Source organism: Pseudomonas baltica, assembly GCF_031880315.1.
Lineage (GTDB): Bacteria > Pseudomonadota > Gammaproteobacteria > Pseudomonadales > Pseudomonadaceae > Aquipseudomonas.
This window is the reverse complement of the sequence record NZ_CP134771.1, coordinates 2,476,309-2,495,969: the sequence shown is the minus strand read 5'-3', so window position 1 is coordinate 2,495,969 and position 19,661 is coordinate 2,476,309. Positions and strand designations below refer to the sequence as shown.

Genomic DNA, 19,661 nt, shown 5'->3' with positions numbered 1-19,661 from the left:
CTGATTCAATTTGTGGCTCGGTATGAGGCTTTGTGCCTGAGAATTGAATGGAAATGTAACGGTGGATCGTTCATCTGTATTGGAATTCGTTCATAACTGGCTGTGGATAAGTTTGCTCTGTCGCTCATGTAAAGATTAGCGTGGCTAGGGTTTCCGGTGGTGCGCCAATTATGTTTCAAGATATTCAGATATATCATGTTACTTTCTGCCAATCTGTATGGTCTCCATGGCTAATTACCATTGTCCGAGGCTCGTGAATCAATATAAAACTCCAGCTTGAATACGCGTTAACACGCGGCGTATGGTGCCTTCCTCTTGTCTCGACAACAAAAAAGGAGCTACCAGTAATGGCACTGGATGCATTCATGAAAATCGACGGCATTGCCGGCGAAGCAAAAGACAGCGATCATAAAGAGTGGATTGAAATCACCGGATACAGCTTCGGGAACACGCAGCCGACTACCCTCACGGCCACCAGCGCCGGGGGTGCAACCTCAGGTCGTACCCAGCTCGCTGATTTTCACGTCAGTAAACGGTTGGATTTCGCTAGCGTCAAGCTGTTCGGCGAAAGTTGTGCCGGTAAGCATATCAAAGAGGTGACAATTGCTGTTCACCGTGCCGGTGGGGAGAAGCTCAAGTACTTCGAGATAGTGCTGGAGGAAGTCATTATCTCCAGTTACACACAGATAGCGCAGGATGGGATTCCGCTCGAGTCCATCCAATTCAACTACGGCCGAATCAAGACAACCTACACGCAGCAACGTCGTAGCGATGGCGGCGAGGCCGGCAATGTAGCCGCTGGCTGGGATCAAATCGCCAATAAACAGTACGCTTGAGGAGCGGGCCTATGTCCAGCCAATACAGCTTCGTCAATCCTCGGCCCCAGCCTTATGAGACGATCAAACGCTCGCTGGACCTAGGCCCGAACGCGGCCAGCAAGTTCGACACACTCAACGCCCATGTCCGAAACATCGTGGTCATGCCCGGCGAGCTGATTATTCTTGGCGATGGATCGACGCGGTCTTGCACCAGTCATGAAGCCTTCCTGATGACCAAAGCAAGCGAAGTGCACCGCGCGCTGATGCTCAGCGGCGGGGGAGATGGGTTCATTCACAGCAACTTCGAAATGATCAGCGCCATGCTTGGGCATACATCGTTGGGCATCAGCACCGCTAGCGGTGCGTGGGGCAAACGCCTGGATGATATCCAGCAAACGCTGGCCAGGATCGAAATGCTGTACCAAGAATCGCTCGGTAAAAACTCGATCCTGTCTCGGAATGAGTTCATCACCCGGCGGCGGGTGATGTTCGATCTGCTGGACAGGCAGCTGAAGGGATTTGCTGGGACAGGGTCAGGACTGAGGAACACTCATGGGATCAGAAATATGCTCGGGGTTTCGACGAACAGCTATCTGCGGCACGGAGAAATCACCGGGTACGCGGACAGGATGGCGAAGGTGTCGAAAGCAGCATCATATATCAAGGCCGGTGGTTATATCGGGGTTGCTTTGAATGTCGCTGCCAGCGGTTTGGCTATTCAAAAGGCTTGCTCAATCGGGCGTGAGGAGGAATGTATTGAAGCTAAATACGTGGAAGGTGGGAAGTTATTAGGGGGTGTTTGGCTCAGTTCCATGATAGGAGCGTACGGCGGCTCCGCAGGTGCTGCGATCTGCCTTGGACTGGGAGTGCTGACTGGCGGAGCTGGTGCATTTTTTTGCGTTATCGCAGGGGCGGCTATTGGAGGTTATGTCGGAGGCCTTGCGGGCGGCGCCTTCGGGGAGAAAGCTGGTCAGGAGTTGTACCGTGCTCAACTGGACTGAAATTATTACCCTTGTCTCGATTCTAGTAGTTGTTGTTATTGCTATGATTTATACAGGGCTCATATTCTATATAATGCATTCGAAGCTTGATAGAATAGAGAGTTTTATCACCTCTGCTACTTGGGTGGTGCCGGTCAAGACAATGCTTGCAGGTACTGGGTGGGTGTCTAGGTTTCATCGTCTGACTTTGGTTAGCTTATTGTTTTTGATGCCTGCCTTTTTTATTAAAAGGGGGGATGTTGATGCTCGTGAACTTTTACTGGTGCCAAAATCCCTGCGCCGCCTAGTGTTAGGCACCTATATGTTTGGCATTGCGGGAGTAATGGCGGCCACAGCCCTTTATCTTTATTTATGGTTTGATGGTCAATTGGCCTGATCCAGTGAGCTGGAGGTACAGTGGGAGCGTACGGCGGCTCCGCAGGTGCGCTGATCGCCGATGCGCAACGCAGGAGCGATGACGCCTGCTGGAGTGCATCCGTCGCATCAAGCCCCGGGTTGACGCTGAAAAGATTGGGTTCTTTGGCGCCGCCGTGTTGAATGCCAAGTGTCGAGTCTTTTTATTATTCATTAGGTCTGTCCGTCTGTCGGTGAAGTGAGCAGAATTGAGCTGTATCTGACTTTCAGATATCTGAAAAGTGGATATAGCGTGCTTGGCTTCACCAGCGCCGGGACAGGTCATGACTAAAGCTATCTACTCTCGGGAATACGAGGTCTACGTGGCGCTGCTCAAGGCGTACCGGGTCGAGGCAGGTCTGACCCAGGCGCAATGCACCGAAGCGTTAGGTCGTCCGCAGTCGTTCATGAGTGATGTCGAACTCTGGTTCAGCTCAGAGAGTTGCTGATGGTGCTGGGAACGGATCTGTTTCGATTCGTGGCGCGCTATGAGGTAGCACTAGTTGAACTGAGCAAGGGTGATATACGCCAGCCATAAAAAACGGAGCCCGCAGGCTCCGTCGTTTTTTGAGCGAAGCGTTACTTGCGCTTCAACCCATACTGCTCATCCAGCATCCCCGGCGAGTTGGGCGCTTTTGGCGCGTAGTCGAGCGGCGGCTCGGCGCCTTGTGGCGGGGTCAGGCGCTCGCGAGGGCCGATTGGCGCTTCGGAGTGCAGCGAGGCCAGCAGGCGCTGGCGGGTCAGTTCGTCGAGGGCCAGGCTGTTGGCGCCCTCGGCGAGGTGATCTTGAACCTCCTGGTAGCTCTGAGTGAGCTTCTTGACCAGGATGGCGGTGCTGTTGAAGTGGGTGACCACCTCGTGCTGGTAGTTATCGAAACGTTCCTGAATTTCGTCCAGCTGACGCTGCGTGCTGCTAGGCGCGGCGTTGGGCGCGAGGCGGGCGATCAGGAAACCGGCGACCACACCGACCACCAGGGCCAGGGTAGGCAACAACCAAACTAAGAGCGAGTGTTCCACGAGTCCTTCCTCTATAAACGGCTTTGCTTTACGTTAACGGCTCGGACCTGCACTGTACACTGCATTACGATGGCAAATATGTCAGACAGGATCTTTCAGCTAGACGAGTCGACCCTATCAGAGGTCACGGAGTTCATCCTTGCTCACCCGCGAAACCCCTTTGATGCTTGATGGTCCGCTGGGCCAACTGGAAGCGCTGTACCTCGATACCCCCGATGCCACCGGCGTAGCGTTGATCTGTCATCCTAACCCGGTGCAGGGCGGCAATATGCTCAACAAGGTCGTGTCGACGCTGCAGCGCACTGCGCGGGATGCGGGTCTTGTGACGTTGCGTTTCAATTATCGCGGCACGGGTGCCAGCGCCGGCAGCCACGACATGGGCAGCGGCGAAGTCGATGACGCCCTGGCGGCGGCCACCTGGCTGCAGGCCCAGCACCCTGAGCTGCCGCTGACGCTGTTCGGCTTCTCCTTTGGGGGCTTTGTGGCCGCCAGCCTCGGCGGGCGCCTGGAGGCCCGGGGAAGCGCCTTGAAACACTTGTTCATGGTGGCCCCGGCGGTGATGCGCCTCAAGCCCGAGCATCCGCTGCCACAACATTGCCCCATCACGGTCATCCAGCCAGAAACCGACGAAGTGGTCGAGCCGCAGTTGGTATACGACTGGTCCTATGCGCTGGACCGTCCCCATGAGCTGCTGAAAGTGGCAGAATGCGGACACTTTTTTCATGGCAAGCTGACCGATCTCAAGGATCTGGTCGTACCCCGCCTTTCGAACTGACTGCAGCCTGACTAAGCGACCCGACATGACCACCACTCGTATCCTCACCGGTATCACCACCACCGGGACCCCGCACCTGGGCAACTACGCCGGCGCCATCCGCCCGGCTATCGTTGCCAGCCGCCAGAGCGATGCCGATTCGTTCTACTTTCTGGCCGACTACCACGCCCTGATCAAATGCGATGAGCCATTGCGCATTCAGCGCTCGCGCCTGGAAATCGCCGCGACCTGGCTGGCGGCGGGGCTGGACGTGGATCGAGTCACCTTCTATCGGCAGTCCGATATTCCCGAGATCCCCGAGCTGACCTGGCTGCTGACGTGCGTCGCGGCCAAGGGCTTGCTCAACCGCGCGCACGCCTATAAAGCCTCGGTGGACAAGAACGTCGAGACCGGCGAAGACCCGGACGCCGGCATCACCATGGGCCTGTACAGCTACCCGATTCTGATGGCAGCGGACATCCTGATGTTCAACGCGCACAAGGTGCCCGTCGGTCGCGACCAGATCCAGCACGTCGAAATGGCTCGCGACATCGGCCAGCGCTTCAATCACCTGTTCGGCCAGGGCAAGGAATTCTTCGTCATGCCTGAAGCGCTGATCGAGGAGAGCGTCGCCACCTTGCCGGGCCTCGACGGTCGCAAGATGTCCAAGAGCTACGACAACACCATTCCGTTGTTCAGCAGCCCCAAGGACATGAAAGAGGCCATCTCGCGGATCGTCACCGATTCGCGCTTGCCGGGTGAGGCCAAGGACCCTGACAACTCGCACCTGTTCACCCTGTTCGAAGCCTTCGCCACACCTGAGCAGGCAGCCGAATTTCGCGCCGACCTCCTGCAGGGCCTGGGCTGGGGCGAGGCCAAGAACCGCCTGTTCACCTTGCTCGACGCCGATCTGAGTGAAGCGCGGGATAAATACGCGACCTTGATCGAGCGCCCGGCCGACCTTGAGGACATCCTCCAGGCTGGCGCCGCCAAGGCGCGCAAGGTAGCGACGCCGTTCCTCGGTCAACTGCGCGAAGCGGTGGGCCTGCGCTCGTTCCGCGAGCAAGTGCAAGTCGCTGCCGCTGGCAAGAAAAAGGCCAGCAAGGCGGCGCGCTTTGTGAGCTTCCGTGAAGACGACGGCAGCTTCCGCTTCCGCCTATTGGCCGCCGATGGCGAGCAACTGCTGCTGTCGCGCAGCTTTGCCGATGGCAAGGCCGCAGGGGGCGTCAGCAAACAACTGCAGCAAGGCGGCGAGCTGGATATCCGCGTTGATGCCGATAACGGTTTCACCTTGTGGCTCGACGGTGCCTGCGTGGCCGACGGACCGCAGTTTGCCGACAGCGCTGCGCGCGAGCTGGCCGTAGAGGCTCTGCGTCAGGCGCTGCAGCCTCAAACGGACTGATGCGACAGCCTGTCGCACTGTCCATTGCCATTCATCAGGGGCGCCGCTACAGTGGCGACCCGTTTTTGTTGCCTTGCTGACGAATATGACGCCTCTAGAACGATATCAAGCCGACCTCAAGCGCCCCGACTTCTTCCACGATGCCTCCCAGGAGAACGCCGTGCGCCACCTGCAGCGTCTATACGACGATCTGGTGGCCGCGCAGCACAGCAAGCCGGGCATGTTGAGCAAGCTGTTCGGCAAGAAAGAGCAGGTACCGGTGACCGGCCTGTATTTCTGGGGCGGTGTCGGCCGCGGCAAGACGTATCTGGTGGATACCTTTTTCGACGCGCTGCCGTTCGAGCAGAAGGTGCGCACGCACTTTCACCGCTTCATGAAGCGCGTGCACGAAGAAATGCGCACCCTCAAGGACCAGAAAAACCCGCTGACGGTGATCGCCAAGCGCTTTTCCGATGAGGCGCGGGTAATCTGCTTCGACGAGTTCTTCGTGTCTGACATCACCGACGCCATGATCCTGGGCACCCTGATGGAAGAGCTGTTCAAGAACGGCGTGACCCTGGTGGCGACCTCCAACATCGTGCCTGATGGTCTGTACAAGGACGGCCTGCAGCGCGCGCGCTTCCTGCCGGCCATCGCGCTGATCAAGCAGTTCACCGAAGTAGTCAACGTCGACAGCGGCGTCGATTATCGTCTGCGCCACCTCGAGCAGGCTGAGCTGTTCCATTCCCCGCTCAATGAAGCGGCCGAAAAAAGCATGCGCGACAGCTTCAAGGCGTTGACCAACAACAGCACCAAGGTCAAGGAAAACGACCCGCTGATGATCGAGAACCGCGAGATCAAGGCGCTGCGTACCTGCGAGGACGTGGCCTGGTTTCAGTTTCGCGAGCTCTGCGATGGCCCGCGCAGCCAGAATGACTACATCGAGCTGGGCAAGATCTTCAACACCGTGCTGCTCAGCGACGTAGAACAGATGAGCGTGACCATCGATGATATCGCGCGCCGATTCATCAACATGGTCGACGAGTTCTACGACCGTAACGTCAAGCTGATCATTTCCGCCGAAGTGGAGCTCAAGGACCTGTATACCGGTGGGCGCCTGAACTTCGAGTTTCAGCGCACCCTGAGCCGGTTGCTGGAGATGCAGTCCCACGAGTTCCTGACTCGCGCGCACAAGCCCTGACTTCGCTGCCGAACGCGCAAGCCCGCTCCCGCAGGGCGATACGTAACTTGTGGGAGATTCTATGGTCTTGCGCAAACCGTGCCGGCCCCTTCGCCAGCAAGCTGTGCTCCCACAGGTGTACGGCTCAGGCCAGGTTTGCACTGTGGGAGCCGGGCTTGCCCGCGAAGAGGCCCTCGCAAACGCCTAGGACTCCTGCATGAACTGCTGCCGATACTGATTCGGCGACAGCTGCGTGTGGTGGCGAAACAGTCGGGCGAAAAAGCTGGCATCGTCATAGCCCACTTCGTAGCTGATCGTCTTGATACTCTCCCGCGTCGCCGACAGCAGGCCTTTGGCGGTCTCGATACGCAGCCGCTGCAGATAATGCAGCGGCTTGTCTCCCGTGGCGGTATGAAAGCGGCGCATGAAGTTGCGGATGCTCATGCCATGCTCGCGCGCCACATCCTCGAAGCGGAATTTCTCGGCGAAATGCACCTCCAGCCACTGCTGGATGCCGAGGATCGTCGGGTCGTGATGCAGCTTCTGTCCGCCGAACCCGAGTCTGCCGGGTGAATAGTTTCGCTGCACCTCGAACAGAATCTCCCGCGACACCGCTTGAGCCACGGCTACGCTGCAGAAACGCTCGATCAAGTACACGTACAGATCGCAGGACGACGTCGAGCCCGCCGCGCAGTACAGCGAGTCGCTATCGGTCAGGTGTTTGTCGCGGTTCAGCGTCACCAGCGGGTAGCGCTCGGCGAAGTCATCGAAAAACCGCCAGTACGTGGTGGCTTCCTTGCCATTCAGCAGCCCGGCCTCGGCGAGCCAGTACACGCCGCTGGCCTCGGCGCACAGGATGGCGCCCCGTGCATGCTGGGCGCGTAGCCAAGGCAGTATTTGCGGGTAGCGCGCCTGCAGGGTGGCGAAATCGCCGCCAAAGGCCGGCAGGATGATCACGTCGGCGTCTTCCAGGCCGCCATCGACCGGCAGCACCACACCGCTGAAGGTGCAGGCCGGGAGGCCGTCGGGGCTGACCAGGCGGGTTTCCAAGCGCGGGATGCTGGGCGGCGATGGCAGGGCGGACGGCGACTCCGGCAAGCGACCATGGCGCAGGTCGGCCAGGTGAAACAGATCCTTGGCCTGCATCGCGGTGGTGGCGAACACCTTGTCGATAACCAGGATGTGGATCCTGCGCGGCGAGGGGGCAGGGGGCGTTGTGGTCATGGGTATCTTGTTCTTGTTCGAATTTTTATAGGGGGCCGCTGAAAGGGGATAGCGGTCAGATCACGGCTGGATCGTCTTATTTTTCCGCGCGGCTGTCCAGCCATGGCAGGATACGCAGCGAAACCTGAAGCCTTTTGAAAAAGCTGCTTGAAATTTCCCCGTCAATCTGGATAATTAGCCCGCTCTTTCTGCAGTGGAAGTGATGCGCCGCCGCCGAAGAATCTTGCCGTTGAACGGACGCGCTGACCCGAGCCCCCGATAGCGTCTGTATCCGGCTGCCTTTGACTTGTCAAAGTACGCACTATTCAGTAAGATCCGCCGTCTATTTTGTTGGGCGGCCCCTGAGGCTATAAAGAATGAAAACTTTTACTGCTAAACCAGAAACAGTTCAGCGCGACTGGTTCGTCGTCGACGCCGCTGGCCAGACCCTGGGTCGTTTGGCTACCGAAATCGCGAGCCGCCTGCGTGGCAAGCACAAGCCAGAATACACTCCGCACGTTGACACCGGTGATTACATCGTCGTCATCAACGCTGAGCAGGTACGTGTGACCGGTGCCAAAACCACCGACAAGATCTACTACTCTCACTCCGGTTTTCCGGGCGGGATCAAGTCGATCAACTTCGAAAAGTTGATCGCCAAAGCTCCTGAGCGCGTGCTCGAGACCGCAGTCAAAGGCATGCTGCCTAAGAACCCGCTGGGTCGCGACATGTATCGTAAGCTGAAAGTCTATGCGGGCACTGTACACCCTCATACTGCTCAGCAGCCCCAAGAACTGAAGTTTTAAGAGAATAGTTACCTATGTCGGCGACTCAAAATTACGGCACTGGCCGTCGCAAGACCGCAACCGCACGCGTTTTTCTGCGTCCGGGGACCGGTAACATCTCCATCAACAACCGTTCGCTGGACAATTTCTTCGGCCGCGAGACTGCCCGCATGGTAGTTCGTCAGCCGCTGGAACTGACCGAGACCACCGCCAAGTTCGACATCTACGTCACCGTTATCGGTGGTGGTGTCAGCGGTCAGGCCGGTGCGATCCGCCACGGTATCACTCGCGCTCTGATGCAGTACGACGAAACCCTGCGTGGCGCTCTGCGCAAAGCTGGCTTCGTGACTCGCGATGCTCGTGAAGTTGAACGTAAGAAAGTCGGTCTGCGTAAAGCACGTAAGCGTCCACAGTACTCCAAGCGTTAATTCGCTTTCTGGTACTGGCTTTCGAGCCCAAAAGAACCCGGTTCCTAAACGAGCCGGGTTTTTTTTCGTCTTATGGAACGAGAAGATGTGTGATGACGCAGGCGCGCAATTGACAGCAGAGGGCTCGATGGACGGCGATGGCATCAATCCAGGTCGGCGCCGCTTTCTGGTGGCCGCTACTTCGGTGGTAGGAGCGGTGGGGGCGGTCGGCGCGGCGGTGCCTTTTGTCGGTTCCTGGTCGCCGGGTGCGCGAGCCAAGGCTGCGGGCGCGCCGGTGCGGATCAGTATCGCCAAGCTCGAGCCCGGCCAGCAGATGGTTGTCGAGTGGCGCGGTCAGCCGGTGTTCGTGTTGCGTCGCAGCGAGGCGATTCTGGCCGATCTCGGCAAGGTCACGCCGCAACTGGCCGATCCCCAGTCCGAGGACTCGGTGCAGCCGGATTACGTCGATCATCGCCTGCGCTCTATCAAGCCCGAAATTCTGCTGGTGGTCGGCATTTGCACGCATCTGGGCTGTTCGCCGACCTTTCGACCACAGGTCGCTCCAGTCGATCTGGGGGCGGATTGGTTGGGAGGGTATTACTGCCCCTGCCATGGCTCGCGCTACGATCTGGCTGGGCGGGTTTTCAAGTCGCAGCCCGCACCGCTGAATCTGCCGGTGCCGCCGCACGCCTATGAGTCCGCTGACATCATCGTCATCGGTATCGATCAGGAGCACGCCTGATGGGCAAGTTGATGGACTGGGTGGATGCGCGCCTGCCGGTCACCAAGATGATTCGCGAGCACCTGACGCAGTATTACGTGCCGAAGAATCTGAATTTCTTTTACATCTTCGGTTCCCTGGCGTTGCTGGTACTGGTCAATCAGGTGTTCACCGGCATCTGGCTGACGATGAATTACACCCCAACGGCCGAGGGTGCCTTTGCCTCGATCGAATACATCATGCGCGATGTGCCCTACGGTTGGATCCTGCGCTATCTACACTCGACCGGGGCCTCGGCATTTTTTATCGTGATCTACCTGCACATGTTCCGCGGCTTGCTTTACGGCTCCTATCAGAAGCCCCGAGAGCTGGTGTGGATCTTCGGCATGCTGATCTATCTGGCGCTCATGGCCGAGGCGTTCATGGGCTACCTGCTGCCTTGGGGACAGATGTCCTATTGGGGGGCGCAGGTGATCATCTCCCTGTTCGGCGCCATTCCGCTGATCGGCGGCGAGCTGACCCAGTGGATTCGCGGGGATTACCTGGTGTCGGGCATCACCCTCAATCGCTTCTTCGCGCTGCACGTGATAGCCCTGCCGATCGTGATTGCGGGCCTGGTGGTGCTGCATATCCTGGCCTTGCACCATGTCGGGTCCAACAACCCGGACGGCATCGATATCAAACGGTACAAGGACGAGGCAGGGCGCCCGCTCGACGGGATTCCTTTCCATCCGTATTACACGATCAAGGACCTGCTGGGCGTGGCTATTTTCCTGCTGGTGTTCTGCTCGGTGGTGTTTTTCTTTCCGCAGATGGGCGGCTACTTCCTTGAGGGGGCCAACTTCGAGCAGGCGAATGCCTTCAAGACCCCGGAGCATATTGCCCCGGTATGGTACTTCACGCCGTTCTACGCCATCCTGCGCGCCGTTCCCGACAAGTTGCTGGGGGTAATCGCCATGGCAGGGGCGATCGCCGTGCTGTTCGTGCTGCCGTGGCTGGATCGCAGTCCGGTCAAGTCGATGCGTTACAAGGGTTGGATCAGTCGCGTGGCGCTGGCGTTGTTCTGTGTGGCGTTCGTGGTGTTGGGAGCGCTGGGTGCGCAGGCGCCGACGCCGCTGGGTACGCTGCTGTCGCGAATCTGCACCCTGGTGTACTTCGCCTACTTCCTGACGATGCCGTTCTATACCTGTCGGGAACGCACTCGGCCCGTGCCTGAGCGAGTGACCTGATGATCAAGGCCCTATTGCTGTCATGCCTGATGTGGCTGTGCCCGGCGGTTGTCATCGCCCAGGAGGCGCCACTGGAGCGGGTCGATATCGACCTGGCGGACAGGTCCGCGTTGCAGGATGGCGCGCGCACGTTCGCCAGCTACTGCATGGGCTGCCATGGTGCGAAATTCCAGCGCTACGAGCGGGTGGCCGATGATTTGGGTCTCTCGCATGATCAGATGCTCAAAGAGCTGGTGTTCACCGGTGCCAAGATTGGCGATCCCATGGCCAGCAGCCTGCGGGCGAGCGATGGCAAGCACTGGTTCGGCGCCGCGCCGCCGGATCTGACTCTGGTCGCGCGGGTGCGCGGCAATGACTGGCTGTACGGCTACCTGCGCGGGTTCTATCCCGATGCGACCCGACCCTGGGGAGTGAACAACCACGTGCTGCACGACGTCGGCATGCCCAATGTGCTGGAGCCTCTGCAAGTGAGACTGCCGCCTGCGCAGTTCGATGCCAAGGTCAAGAATCTGGTGACCTTCCTGGCTTACTCCGCCGATCCGGTCAAACTGCAGAGCCAGCGGATTGGTATTTACGTTCTGTCATATCTTCTGGTGCTGCTGGGCTTCGCTTTCCTGCTCAAGCGCGAATACTGGAAGGATGTGCGTTGAAATTACTGTAATATTCAGCCCCTGTTGCGCGCGCCCTTGGGCGTCTCCGTGCGATGACTCATGGATCGGCCGCACGGTGTGCAGCGTTTTGCTGCCTTCGCCGGCGATTGATCCGAATCATGCTGGGGCCGGCTGGGGGCGCGTTCGTATTTGCAGATCCATTATTTTTATACGCGAGGAGGACCGCCATGGGCGTGACCAATCGGTTGGCCTGTTACTCCGACCCCGCCGACCACTATTCTCACCGAGTGCGCATTGTGCTGGCCGAGAAGGGTGTCAGCGCCGAGATCATCGATGTCGTGGCCGGGCGTCAGCCTGCCAAGTTGATCGAAGTGAATCCCTACGCCAGTGTGCCGACGCTGATCGATCGAGACCTGGCGCTGTACGAGTCGACAGTCGTCATGGAATATCTCGACGAGCGCTATCCGCATCCACCGTTACTGCCCGTTTATCCTGTCGCTCGCGCCAACAGCCGGCTGCTGATGCACCGTATCCAGCGCGATTGGTGTGGCCTGGTCGATACCATCCTTGACCCGCGCAGCAAGGAAAACGCCCGAGTGCAGCCGCGAAAGGAGCTGCGCGAGAGCCTTACCGGGGTTTCTCCGCTGTTTGCGGACAAGCCGTTTTTCTTGAGTGATGAGCAAAGTCTTGTAGATTGCTGTCTATTACCCATACTTTGGCGCCTGCCCATCCTGGGGATCGAGCTGCCGCGGCCGGCCAAGCCACTGCTCGATTACATGGATCGCCAATTCGCCCGAGAGGCTTTCCAGGCAAGTCTCTCAGCCGCCGAACGTGAAATGCGTTAAGTTTTCAAGGAGCCATGATGAACTCCAGTCGTCCCTATCTTGTGCGAGCGCTCTACGAGTGGATCGTGGATAACGATTGCACCCCCCACATGCTGGTCAATGCCGATTTCGCTGAGGTGCAGGTCCCTCAGGGCTTCGCCAGCGATGGCCAGATTGTCTTGAACGTATCGCCCAGTGCCGTGCGCCATCTGCATATGGATAACGATGCAGTGAGCTTCGAGGGACGCTTTGGCGGTGTTCCGCACAGTCTGTTCGTGCCTATTGGCGCCATTCTCGGAATCTACGCTCGCGAGAACGGCCAAGGCATGGTGTTCGACCTGGAAGCGCCGGATGTTGATGAGGAAGAAGTCGACTTTGCTGAAGTGGTCGACTCCGATGACGACGTGCCTCCGCCTGATGGCCAGCCACCTCGCCCCACCGGCCGGCCGAGCTTGAAAGTGGTCAAGTAACGATCATTTGGCTTGAATAAAAAAGGCGACCTCACGAGGTCGCCTTTTTTTGTGCGCTGCTGGGCCGTCAGTTGATGTATTCGAACAACTTGACGATCTTTTGCACGCCGGAAACGCTTTGCACCAGGTTGGTGGCCTGGGCGCCTTCCTGTTGAGTGACGAGGCCGAGCAGATAAACGATGCCGTTCTCGGTGACGACCTTGATGCGCGAGCCCGGAACGCTGGCATCGGTGAGCATTTGCGTCTTGATCTTGGTGGTCAGCCAGGCGTCATTGTTGCGCGCAAGAAGGGAGGAGGGCTCAAGGACCTGCAGCTCGTTGTGCACGGTTTTCACGCGTTGCACTTGGCCGGCCGCCTGTTCGGCGGCAGCCTTGAGGTCGGCGCGCGGGGTTTGCCCGGCCAGCAGTACGACGCCGTTGTAGCTGGTCACCACGATGTGAGAGTTCTGGTCCAGGTCAGGGCTGGCCTTGGCGACGTTGACCTTCACTTTGGTTTCGATCAGCGAGTCGTCGATCTTGCTGCCGAAAGTGCGCGTGCCGCGGTCGTCGTCGATGGGTTTGTCGCGGGTAGCGGTAATTACCGAGCTGCAGCCCGACAGGGCCAGGCACAGGGTCAGGGCCATGAGGCCAAGGCGATTAGGGGTCATTCTTCACTCCCGAACAATTGGCTGTCGATCAGATCGCAGAGGCAGTGGATCGCCAGCAGGTGGACTTCCTGGATACGCGCGGTGACGGTAGCAGGTACTCGGATTTCGACGTCTTCGGGCAGCAGCAGCGATGCCATGCCGCCGCCATCGCGACCGGTCAAGGCTACGACAATCATTTCACGATCATGTGCCGCCTGGATGGCTTGAATGATGTTCGCCGAATTACCGCTGGTGGAGATTGCCAGCAGAACATCGCCTGGCTGGCCGAGTGCGCGGATCTGCTTGGAAAAGATTTCGTTGTAGCTGTAATCGTTGGCGATCGAGGTGATCGTCGAGCTGTCGGTGGTCAGTGCGATCGCCGGCAGGCTGGGGCGCTCGCGCTCGAAGCGATTGAGCAATTCGGAGGAAAAGTGCTGGGCGTCGCCGGCCGAGCCGCCGTTGCCGCAAGACAGCATCTTGCCGTCGCTGAGCAGGGTGTTGACCATGACCTGACTGGCTTGTTCGATGTACGGTGCAAGGACTTCCATCGCCTGTTGCTTGGTATCGATACTAGCCTGAAAAAGCTGGCGAATTCGGGATTGCATGTCCATCAATGAGACCTTAAGTAGGGCGGCTGGTCGGGGAGTTTCGAGTGGTCTCGAATGCTGCCCGGCACATGAATGTGCGGCCCGCAAAACAAAGCGTTAGAAGTCGTGAGTATGAAAAGGGGCGCGGCAAGCATCGCGTATCAGCTCTCGAAAGCGTTTTTCAGCCAGTTGAGACCTGCTGTCGAAGGATCGCTGCCTTCAATGGCGACCACGTCGAACCGGCAGGGGGCATCGGCCCAACGCGCTTCTTGCAACAAAAAATACTGGGCGGCCAATACCAGCTTCTTACGCTTGCCGGCATCGACGCTACCCGCCGCTCCGCCCCATTGTGAATGCAGGCGATAGCGAACTTCGACGAATACTACTGTATCGCCATCAACCATGACCAGATCCAGCTCACCTCGTTTGCAGCGCCAGTTCCTGAACAGGGTGCGCATACCCTGCTCGAGCAGGTGGCGTTCGGCCCACTGCTCGGCTTGCTGGCCACTGCGCTGACGTGTCTGCGGCGGGGAAAGCGGTGCTGGCATCAGCGCGGCGTATCGGGAAGGCGCTTGACCTGCCCGCCGTCGAATTGTGCCCAAGGCAGTTGACGCTCGATGCGCTGGCCGGTGGTCATGCTGAGGCTGCCCGACAGGCCGTCGATACGGTTATCCGGCAGGGCCTTGAGTTGATCCAGGCGCGGTGCGAGCAGAAAGGCGTCGGCGCCCATGGCGTAGAGGCGCCCGAGGCTGCCAGCCGATTGTGGCCATTGGCGCACGACTTGCTGACGCAGGGCGTTGCCGGTATCCAGCAGCCAGGGTGTTTCGCAAAAGCGCACGCCAGCCATGTCGTTGTATTGAGCCTGGTCGCCACTGGCGCTATAGACGTGGGAGGTGGCGTAGACAGGCACGTCGCCCGCGTACTGGTAGTTCAGGGTCGGTTTGATCTGCTGTGCCAGCTGCGGCGTGGCGGCCAGGAAGATGAAGTCGATGTCCTGGCGGCGGGTAGGTGTGGCGCCGGTGGTATTGCCGGCGCCGTGCAGCTGGAACATGTCGGCGATCTGGTTGGCCAGGGCTACGGGTTGGTCGACGCGTTCGACGGCCATGATCTTGCCGCCGCCGCCCTCCCAGTCCTGGCGGAAGGCTGCGAGTACGCGATCGCCCCATTCGCCCTTCGGTACCATGGCCGCGGCGTTGTGCAGGCCGTCGGCGCGGGCCCGGCGGGCGACTTCGTGGGCTTCGTCTTCAGCCGCCAGACCAAACTGGAACAGCTGGGGCGGCCCAGCCTGGGTCGAATCGCTGTAGTTGAGGGCGAGGGTAGGCAGCGGCAGTTGCGGTTTGCCATTGAGTTGCTTGACCAGGTTCTTCTCCAGGGGGCCGACCACCAGTTGTACGCCGGCCGCCTGGGCCTGGCGGTAGAAGTCATCCATGGAGGTGATGCGCGAGCTGTCGTAGATCTCGATGGCGGGGACTTTCTGGCCGCTTTGCTGGGCCTGGAATTGCGCAGCCATGAAGCCTTCGCGCAGGGCGCGCGCGACAGATACCAGCTGGCCCTGTTGTGGCAGCAGCAGGGCGATCTTGTCCAGCGGCTGGTTCTTGAGGTTCTTGATGGTCACCAGCTGTTGCGGCAACTGCTTGGCGGCAGGGTGGTTGGGATGCTGGGCGATCCAGTTGTCGATGGCGGCCTGCTGTTGCTGCAGGGTGCCCGGGGTCTTGGCAGCCAGGGCCAGGCTCAGCCAGCCACCGAGGTCGTCATTGCTGGTGGCCTGCAGCTGCTCTGGCGGCAGCGCCATGACCAGCGACCAGATGGCCTCTTGGTTGGTCGCGGCTTCGGCGCCATTGAGCAGCGGAGCGATGAAGATGCGTTCACGGGCCGCTGCCAGGGGCTGGTTGTCGGCTTCCAGCGCCTTGGCCTTCACGGTCGAGGTGCGGATCTGCTGTTCTACCGGCAGCTCTGCCAGATGGCTCATGCTCGGGTGATTGAGGCTGCTCAGGGCTGCCTTGAAATCGTTGCGGGTCATGGCCAGTTCGGCGCTCAGGGTTACCGCGAAAATCTGCTGGGCGGGCTTGAGCGAGTCCAGCGGCACGGTGCCGAGGATTTGCGCGGCGCGGGCGGCATCGCCCTGGCGCGAAGCCTGGTCGGCGGCGCTGAGGCGTAGCAGCGCGGCTTCTTCCGGTTTGGCTGTGGCGGCTTTTTCGAGCAGTTGTTCGATGCTCGCATCCGGCGTGCGCGGCAGTTCACCCAGTGTCGATGACGGGGAGCTGGCGCAAGCTGCCAGCAGGGCAGCGAGGCAAAGGGCGGTCAGCAGCCGCAGGCAAGCTATCATTTAGATCTTCCTGATACCGGTTCGGTTTAAGCGAGCAATTGTACCCAAGCACTGGCCTGGGCGCGATGTTACTGGTGTGAAAGCGTTCATGCATTGCGCCAGTGGTTGCAAAACATCTCCAAGGTGGCCGCAGCCCTCGTCGTCGTATCGAGTGTCGACCGGCGCGCGCAAGACGGTACAATGGGTCTTTTGCCAAACCATTAAGGTGTGTGCTGTGACTGTGACGGGCGCTTTGAATTCCACGACTGGCACACTTTATGTAGTGGCGACGCCCATCGGCAATCTCGATGACATGAGCGCTCGCGCCCTCAAGGTGCTCGCCGACGTGGCCCTGATTGCGGCCGAGGATACCCGGCACTCGATCCGCCTGTTGCAGCACTTCGGTATCGAGACGCCATTGGCGGCCTGCCATGAGCACAATGAGCGCGAAGAGGGCAGCCGTTTCATCACCCGGCTGCTGGCGGGTGACAGCGTGGCGTTGATCTCCGATGCCGGCACGCCGCTGATTTCCGACCCTGGCTATCATCTGGTGCGCCAAGCGCGGGCCGCCGGTGTGCCGGTGGTGCCGGTCCCAGGTGCCTGTGCCCTGATCGCCGCGCTGTCGGCGGCGGGTCTGCCGTCCGATCGCTTCATCTTCGAGGGTTTCCTGCCGGCCAAGACGACCGGGCGCAAGGCGCGTCTCGAACAGGTGCGCGAGGAGCCGCGAACGCTGATCTTTTACGAAGCACCGCACCGGATTCTCGAATGCCTGCAGGATATGGAGCAGGTGTTCGGTGCCGAGCGCCCGGCGCTGCTGGCACGGGAGCTGACCAAGACGTTCGAAACCCTCAAGGGCTTGCCGCTGTCCGAACTGCGCGCCTTCGTCGAGGGCGACAGCAACCAGCAACGCGGCGAGTGTGTGGTGCTGGTGGCGGGGTGGACCGCACCCGAAAGCGACGAGGCCGTGAGTACCGAAGTGATGCGTATCCTTGATCTGCTGCTCAAGGAGATGCCACTCAAGCGCGCGGCGGCTCTGGCTGCGGAAATCACCGGCGTGCGCAAGAACCTGTTGTATCAGGTCGCCCTCGAGAAGCAGAAGGATTGAACCTGTGGGAGCGGGCTCTGCTCACAAAGCTGTCCGGTTTGTGCGGGTTCAAGAGCTTCATGGGCAGAGGCCGCTCCAACCTTGGAGGATGTCCACACATCCCCTCAAGCCGCGATAAAGCTTGTTCTTGAGGGCCGCTGCCGTTAATCTTGCCGGCGGAGAGTCGATCGGACAGTCGCTGCCTTCTTTTGTTCCGCAAAAGGGGGGGGAGGAAAGTCCGGGCTCCATAGGGCGGAGTGCCAGGTAATACCTGGGGGGCGTGAGCCTACGGAAAGTGCCACAGAAAATAACCGCCTAAGCGCTTCGGCGCCGGTAAGGGTGAAAAGGTGCGGTAAGAGCGCACCGCGCGACTGGCAACAGTTCGTGGTCAAGGTAAACCCCACTCGGAGCAAGACCAAATAGGGTTCCATATGGCGCGGCCCGCGTTGGAACCGGGTAGGTTGCTAAAGGTGTCCAGTGATGGCCACCGTAGAGGAATGACTGTCCTCGACAGAACCCGGCTTACAGATCGACTCTCCACCTTTTTCCCTCGCTTCATTGGCAAAACGCCATCCGATACCCCTCGTCGTAATCCTGAAAAATTCTTGCTCTTGATAAAACACTTTAACTTTGGCCGCTAGTTGCCTGATTTATCAAACGTTGTTATCCGAAAATCCCCCTCTTTTTGCTGTTCTGTATCCCAAATGCACTGTAAATCTCCGATCTGTAAGGCTTTTCGTCGCGTGCGCGCCTTGACGGTGTGGCAGGCGGGTTCCTATAGTGTGCGCGAGTGGAGAGAAGTGGCACAAAGTGGGTTTTTTGGACGCAAAAAAGTAAAAAAGGGGAAGCGCAGCTGTGTTTCGCGGAGCGAATGCCATCAGTCTCGATGCCAAGGGTCGTCTCGCTATGCCGAGCCGGTACCGTGACGAGCTGAATTCGCGTAGTTCCGGACAGTTGGTGATCACGATCGATACCGTCTCCCCGTGCCTTTGCGTCTATCCGCTGGATGAATGGGAAATTATTGAAGCCAGGTTGAGCAAGTTGCCGTCGTTCGATGACGAAGCCCGTCGCCTTCAGCGTTTGCTGATTGGTAATGCGGTGGATCTCGAACTCGACGGCAGCGGTCGTTTCCTGGTTCCGCCGCGTTTGCGCGAGTACGCCAAGCTCGACAAGCGCACCATGCTGGTCGGCCAGCTGAACAAGTTTCAATTGTGGGACGAAGACGCCTGGAACGTTGTTGCGACAGCGGACCTGGAAGCCATACAACGACCGGGCGCGATGCCCGCTGAACTGCGTGATTTGATTCTGTGACTATAGATAGCGGCTTTAACCACATCACCGTGCTGCTCGACGAAGCTGTCGAGGCTCTGGACGTGCGCGTCGATGGCTGCTATCTGGATGGCACGTTCGGCCGCGGTGGGCACAGTCGATTACTGCTCTCCAAGCTCGGGCCCGATGGCCGCCTGCTAGGGTTCGACAAGGATCCTCAAGCGATTGCCACCGGGCAAGCGCTGGCGGCCGAAGACGGCCGCTTTGTCATTGTGCAGCGCAGTTTTGCCGAAATGGCCGCGGTCATCGCCGAGCAAGGTCTGGCCGGCAAGGTTCAAGGCGTGCTGATGGACCTTGGCGTGTCGTCGCCCCAGCTCGATGACCCCGAGCGCGGTTTCAGCTTCATGAACGACGGCCCGCTGGACATGCGCATGGACCCGACGCGCGGCGTCAGTGCCGCCGAGTTCATCGCCCAGGCGCCGGAAGAAGAAATTGCCCGGGTCTTCAAGGAATACGGCGAAGAGCGTTTCGCCCGGCGCATGGCCCGTGCCGTAGTGCTGCGTCGCGAAACCGAGCCCTTTCTGCGCACCGGTGACCTGGCCGAAGTGCTCAAGGTTGCCAACCCTGCCTGGGAAAAGGGCAAGAACCCGGCCACGCGCGCCTTTCAGGGGCTGCGTATCCACGTCAACAACGAATTGGGTGATCTGGAGGCTGGCCTCGAAGCGGCACTCGACGCCCTGGAAGTCGGCGGACGCCTGGTCGTCATCAGCTTCCATTCGCTCGAAGACCGTATCGTCAAACTCTTCATGCGTCGCTTGGCCAAGGGCGAAGCCGACAATCTGCCGCGCAACCTGCCGGTGCGTTTCGAAGCCTTCGTGCCGAAGATCAAGGTCCACGGCAAGGCGCAGTTCGCCTCCGAGGCCGAGCTCAAGGCCAACCCGCGCTCGCGCAGCGCGGTCATGCGCGTGGCGGAGAAGCTCCGTTGAGCAAACTCTTG

General features: G+C 59.5%; 23 protein-coding genes, 1 other RNA gene and 1 pseudogene. 18 read left to right on the top strand and 7 right to left on the bottom strand.

Annotated elements, in window-relative coordinates; translation table 11 throughout:
- The first annotated feature begins 347 nt into the window (after positions 1–347).
- The 3 genes from REH34_RS11005 to REH34_RS10995 are packed head-to-tail and all read left to right on the top strand — an operon-like array spanning position 348 to position 2,195.
- Positions 348–836: a type VI secretion system tube protein Hcp gene (locus tag REH34_RS11005; RefSeq protein WP_311971650.1), complete on the top strand. Its 489-nt coding sequence runs from the start codon at positions 348–350 to the stop codon at positions 834–836.
- An 11-nt stretch (positions 837–847) separates the two neighbouring features.
- Entirely contained in the window at positions 848–1,819 is a 972-nt protein-coding gene (locus REH34_RS11000; protein ID WP_311971649.1) for a hypothetical protein, read from the top strand.
- On the top strand, positions 1,803–2,195 hold the full coding sequence (locus REH34_RS10995) for a hypothetical protein (RefSeq protein WP_311971648.1): 393 nt from the start codon (positions 1,803–1,805) through the stop codon (positions 2,193–2,195). Before REH34_RS11000 ends, REH34_RS10995 begins: the two co-directional genes overlap by 17 nt.
- A 49-nt stretch (positions 2,196–2,244) precedes the next feature.
- Here REH34_RS10995 and REH34_RS30185 read toward each other — a convergent pair.
- Positions 2,245–2,358: pseudogene (locus tag REH34_RS30185) on the bottom strand (DUF3077 domain-containing protein); the annotation flags it as partial.
- 138 nt (positions 2,359–2,496) lie between these two features.
- Here REH34_RS30185 and REH34_RS10990 point away from each other — a divergent pair.
- A complete protein-coding gene (locus tag REH34_RS10990) occupies positions 2,497–2,661 on the top strand; it encodes a hypothetical protein (RefSeq protein ID WP_311971647.1) in 165 nt (54 codons plus the stop codon).
- A 130-nt stretch (positions 2,662–2,791) separates the two neighbouring features.
- Here REH34_RS10990 and REH34_RS10985 read toward each other — a convergent pair whose 3' ends face one another.
- Entirely contained in the window at positions 2,792–3,229 is a 438-nt protein-coding gene (locus tag REH34_RS10985) for a YhcB family protein (RefSeq protein ID WP_226502908.1), read from the bottom strand.
- Positions 3,230–3,368: 139 nt separating this feature from the next.
- Here REH34_RS10985 and REH34_RS10980 point away from each other — a divergent pair, with 139 nt between their 5' ends.
- From REH34_RS10980 to zapE, 3 genes are all read left to right on the top strand, one after another.
- Positions 3,369–4,004, top strand: coding sequence for a thioesterase domain-containing protein (locus tag REH34_RS10980; protein WP_311971646.1), 636 nt, complete (start codon positions 3,369–3,371; stop codon positions 4,002–4,004).
- A gap of 25 nt (positions 4,005–4,029) precedes the next feature.
- Positions 4,030–5,385: a tryptophan--tRNA ligase gene (locus tag REH34_RS10975; protein ID WP_226502910.1), complete on the top strand. Its 1,356-nt coding sequence runs from the start codon at positions 4,030–4,032 to the stop codon at positions 5,383–5,385.
- A gap of 85 nt (positions 5,386–5,470) precedes the next feature.
- Complete coding sequence (zapE, locus tag REH34_RS10970; RefSeq protein WP_226502911.1) at positions 5,471–6,565, top strand: cell division protein ZapE; 1,095 nt, start codon at positions 5,471–5,473, stop codon at positions 6,563–6,565.
- A 183-nt stretch (positions 6,566–6,748) separates the two neighbouring features.
- Here the strand turns inward: zapE and REH34_RS10965 are convergent, their stop codons facing one another.
- Entirely contained in the window at positions 6,749–7,768 is a 1,020-nt protein-coding gene (locus tag REH34_RS10965) for a GlxA family transcriptional regulator (RefSeq protein WP_311971645.1), read from the bottom strand.
- A gap of 356 nt (positions 7,769–8,124) precedes the next feature.
- Here REH34_RS10965 and rplM point away from each other — a divergent pair, with 356 nt between their 5' ends.
- From rplM to REH34_RS10930, 7 genes are all read left to right on the top strand, one after another.
- Complete coding sequence (gene rplM, locus REH34_RS10960; protein WP_226502913.1) at positions 8,125–8,553, top strand: 50S ribosomal protein L13; 429 nt, start codon at positions 8,125–8,127, stop codon at positions 8,551–8,553.
- Positions 8,554–8,567: 14 nt separating this feature from the next.
- Complete coding sequence (rpsI, locus tag REH34_RS10955; RefSeq protein WP_226502914.1) at positions 8,568–8,960, top strand: 30S ribosomal protein S9; 393 nt, start codon at positions 8,568–8,570, stop codon at positions 8,958–8,960.
- Positions 8,961–9,087: 127 nt separating this feature from the next.
- Positions 9,088–9,681: a ubiquinol-cytochrome c reductase iron-sulfur subunit gene (gene petA, locus REH34_RS10950; protein WP_311972073.1), complete on the top strand. Its 594-nt coding sequence runs from the start codon at positions 9,088–9,090 to the stop codon at positions 9,679–9,681.
- Positions 9,681–10,889: a cytochrome bc complex cytochrome b subunit gene (locus REH34_RS10945; protein ID WP_311971644.1), complete on the top strand. Its 1,209-nt coding sequence runs from the start codon at positions 9,681–9,683 to the stop codon at positions 10,887–10,889. Before petA ends, REH34_RS10945 begins: the two co-directional genes overlap by 1 nt.
- 2 nt (positions 10,890–10,891) lie before the next feature.
- On the top strand, positions 10,892–11,539 hold the full coding sequence (locus REH34_RS10940) for a cytochrome c1 (RefSeq protein WP_409373320.1): 648 nt from the start codon (positions 10,892–10,894) through the stop codon (positions 11,537–11,539).
- A gap of 188 nt (positions 11,540–11,727) precedes the next feature.
- The gene (locus REH34_RS10935; protein ID WP_226502916.1) at positions 11,728–12,345 is read left to right on the top strand and encodes a glutathione S-transferase N-terminal domain-containing protein; all 618 of its coding nucleotides are present in this window, start codon (positions 11,728–11,730) and stop codon (positions 12,343–12,345) included.
- 17 nt (positions 12,346–12,362) lie between these two features.
- Entirely contained in the window at positions 12,363–12,794 is a 432-nt protein-coding gene (locus REH34_RS10930; protein WP_226502917.1) for a ClpXP protease specificity-enhancing factor, read from the top strand.
- A gap of 67 nt (positions 12,795–12,861) precedes the next feature.
- On the opposite strand, the gene REH34_RS10925 is transcribed toward REH34_RS10930, so the two are convergent.
- The 4 genes from REH34_RS10925 to REH34_RS10910 form a co-directional block, all read right to left on the bottom strand.
- Positions 12,862–13,440: a BON domain-containing protein gene (locus tag REH34_RS10925; protein WP_311971643.1), complete on the bottom strand. Its 579-nt coding sequence runs from the start codon at positions 13,438–13,440 to the stop codon at positions 12,862–12,864.
- The gene (locus REH34_RS10920; RefSeq protein WP_226502919.1) at positions 13,437–14,030 is read right to left on the bottom strand and encodes a phosphoheptose isomerase; all 594 of its coding nucleotides are present in this window, start codon (positions 14,028–14,030) and stop codon (positions 13,437–13,439) included. Before REH34_RS10920 ends, REH34_RS10925 begins: the two co-directional genes overlap by 4 nt.
- Before the next feature lie 137 nt (positions 14,031–14,167).
- Positions 14,168–14,554: a YraN family protein gene (locus tag REH34_RS10915; protein WP_311971642.1), complete on the bottom strand. Its 387-nt coding sequence runs from the start codon at positions 14,552–14,554 to the stop codon at positions 14,168–14,170.
- A complete protein-coding gene (locus REH34_RS10910; protein ID WP_311971641.1) occupies positions 14,554–16,332 on the bottom strand; it encodes a penicillin-binding protein activator in 1,779 nt (592 codons plus the stop codon). Before REH34_RS10910 ends, REH34_RS10915 begins: the two co-directional genes overlap by 1 nt.
- A gap of 232 nt (positions 16,333–16,564) precedes the next feature.
- On the opposite strand from REH34_RS10910, the gene rsmI reads away from it, so the two are divergent.
- The 4 genes from rsmI (at position 16,565) to rsmH (ending at position 19,650) form a co-directional block, all read left to right on the top strand.
- Positions 16,565–17,416 carry a 16S rRNA (cytidine(1402)-2'-O)-methyltransferase gene (rsmI, locus tag REH34_RS10905; protein ID WP_311972071.1) on the top strand — a complete coding sequence of 284 codons (852 nt, stop codon included), beginning with the start codon at positions 16,565–16,567 and terminating at the stop codon, positions 17,414–17,416.
- Between the two features lie 159 nt (positions 17,417–17,575).
- Positions 17,576–17,936: RNase P RNA component class A (gene rnpB, locus REH34_RS10900), an RNA gene on the top strand.
- A gap of 314 nt (positions 17,937–18,250) precedes the next feature.
- Positions 18,251–18,706 carry a division/cell wall cluster transcriptional repressor MraZ gene (gene mraZ, locus REH34_RS10895; RefSeq protein ID WP_226502922.1) on the top strand — a complete coding sequence of 152 codons (456 nt, stop codon included), beginning with the start codon at positions 18,251–18,253 and terminating at the stop codon, positions 18,704–18,706.
- The gene (rsmH, locus tag REH34_RS10890; protein ID WP_409373279.1) at positions 18,703–19,650 is read left to right on the top strand and encodes a 16S rRNA (cytosine(1402)-N(4))-methyltransferase RsmH; all 948 of its coding nucleotides are present in this window, start codon (positions 18,703–18,705) and stop codon (positions 19,648–19,650) included. Before mraZ ends, rsmH begins: the two co-directional genes overlap by 4 nt.
- Positions 19,651–19,661 lie beyond the last annotated feature (11 nt).

Excerpts from the sequence above, each read along its gene's own strand:
- REH34_RS10975 (WP_226502910.1), top strand. The coding sequence starts at position 4,030 with ATGACCACCACTCGTATCCTCACCGGTATCACCACCACCGGGACCCCG.
- REH34_RS10930 (WP_226502917.1), top strand. The coding sequence starts at position 12,363 with ATGAACTCCAGTCGTCCCTATCTTGTGCGAGCGCTCTACGAGTGGATC.
- REH34_RS10915 (WP_311971642.1), bottom strand. The coding sequence starts at position 14,554 with ATGCCAGCACCGCTTTCCCCGCCGCAGACACGTCAGCGCAGTGGCCAG.
- REH34_RS10965 (WP_311971645.1), bottom strand. The coding sequence starts at position 7,768 with ATGACCACAACGCCCCCTGCCCCCTCGCCGCGCAGGATCCACATCCTG.
- REH34_RS10990 (WP_311971647.1), top strand. The coding sequence starts at position 2,497 with ATGACTAAAGCTATCTACTCTCGGGAATACGAGGTCTACGTGGCGCTG.
- rpsI (WP_226502914.1), top strand. The coding sequence starts at position 8,568 with ATGTCGGCGACTCAAAATTACGGCACTGGCCGTCGCAAGACCGCAACC.
- REH34_RS11000 (WP_311971649.1), top strand. The coding sequence starts at position 848 with ATGTCCAGCCAATACAGCTTCGTCAATCCTCGGCCCCAGCCTTATGAG.
- REH34_RS10945 (WP_311971644.1), top strand. The coding sequence starts at position 9,681 with ATGGGCAAGTTGATGGACTGGGTGGATGCGCGCCTGCCGGTCACCAAG.
- petA (WP_311972073.1), top strand. The coding sequence starts at position 9,088 with ATGGACGGCGATGGCATCAATCCAGGTCGGCGCCGCTTTCTGGTGGCC.
- REH34_RS10925 (WP_311971643.1), bottom strand. The coding sequence starts at position 13,440 with ATGACCCCTAATCGCCTTGGCCTCATGGCCCTGACCCTGTGCCTGGCC.
- zapE (WP_226502911.1), top strand. The coding sequence starts at position 5,471 with ATGACGCCTCTAGAACGATATCAAGCCGACCTCAAGCGCCCCGACTTC.
- REH34_RS10935 (WP_226502916.1), top strand. The coding sequence starts at position 11,728 with ATGGGCGTGACCAATCGGTTGGCCTGTTACTCCGACCCCGCCGACCAC.
- rplM (WP_226502913.1), top strand. The coding sequence starts at position 8,125 with ATGAAAACTTTTACTGCTAAACCAGAAACAGTTCAGCGCGACTGGTTC.
- REH34_RS10920 (WP_226502919.1), bottom strand. The coding sequence starts at position 14,030 with ATGGACATGCAATCCCGAATTCGCCAGCTTTTTCAGGCTAGTATCGAT.
- REH34_RS11005 (WP_311971650.1), top strand. The coding sequence starts at position 348 with ATGGCACTGGATGCATTCATGAAAATCGACGGCATTGCCGGCGAAGCA.
- REH34_RS10910 (WP_311971641.1), bottom strand. The coding sequence starts at position 16,332 with ATGATAGCTTGCCTGCGGCTGCTGACCGCCCTTTGCCTCGCTGCCCTG.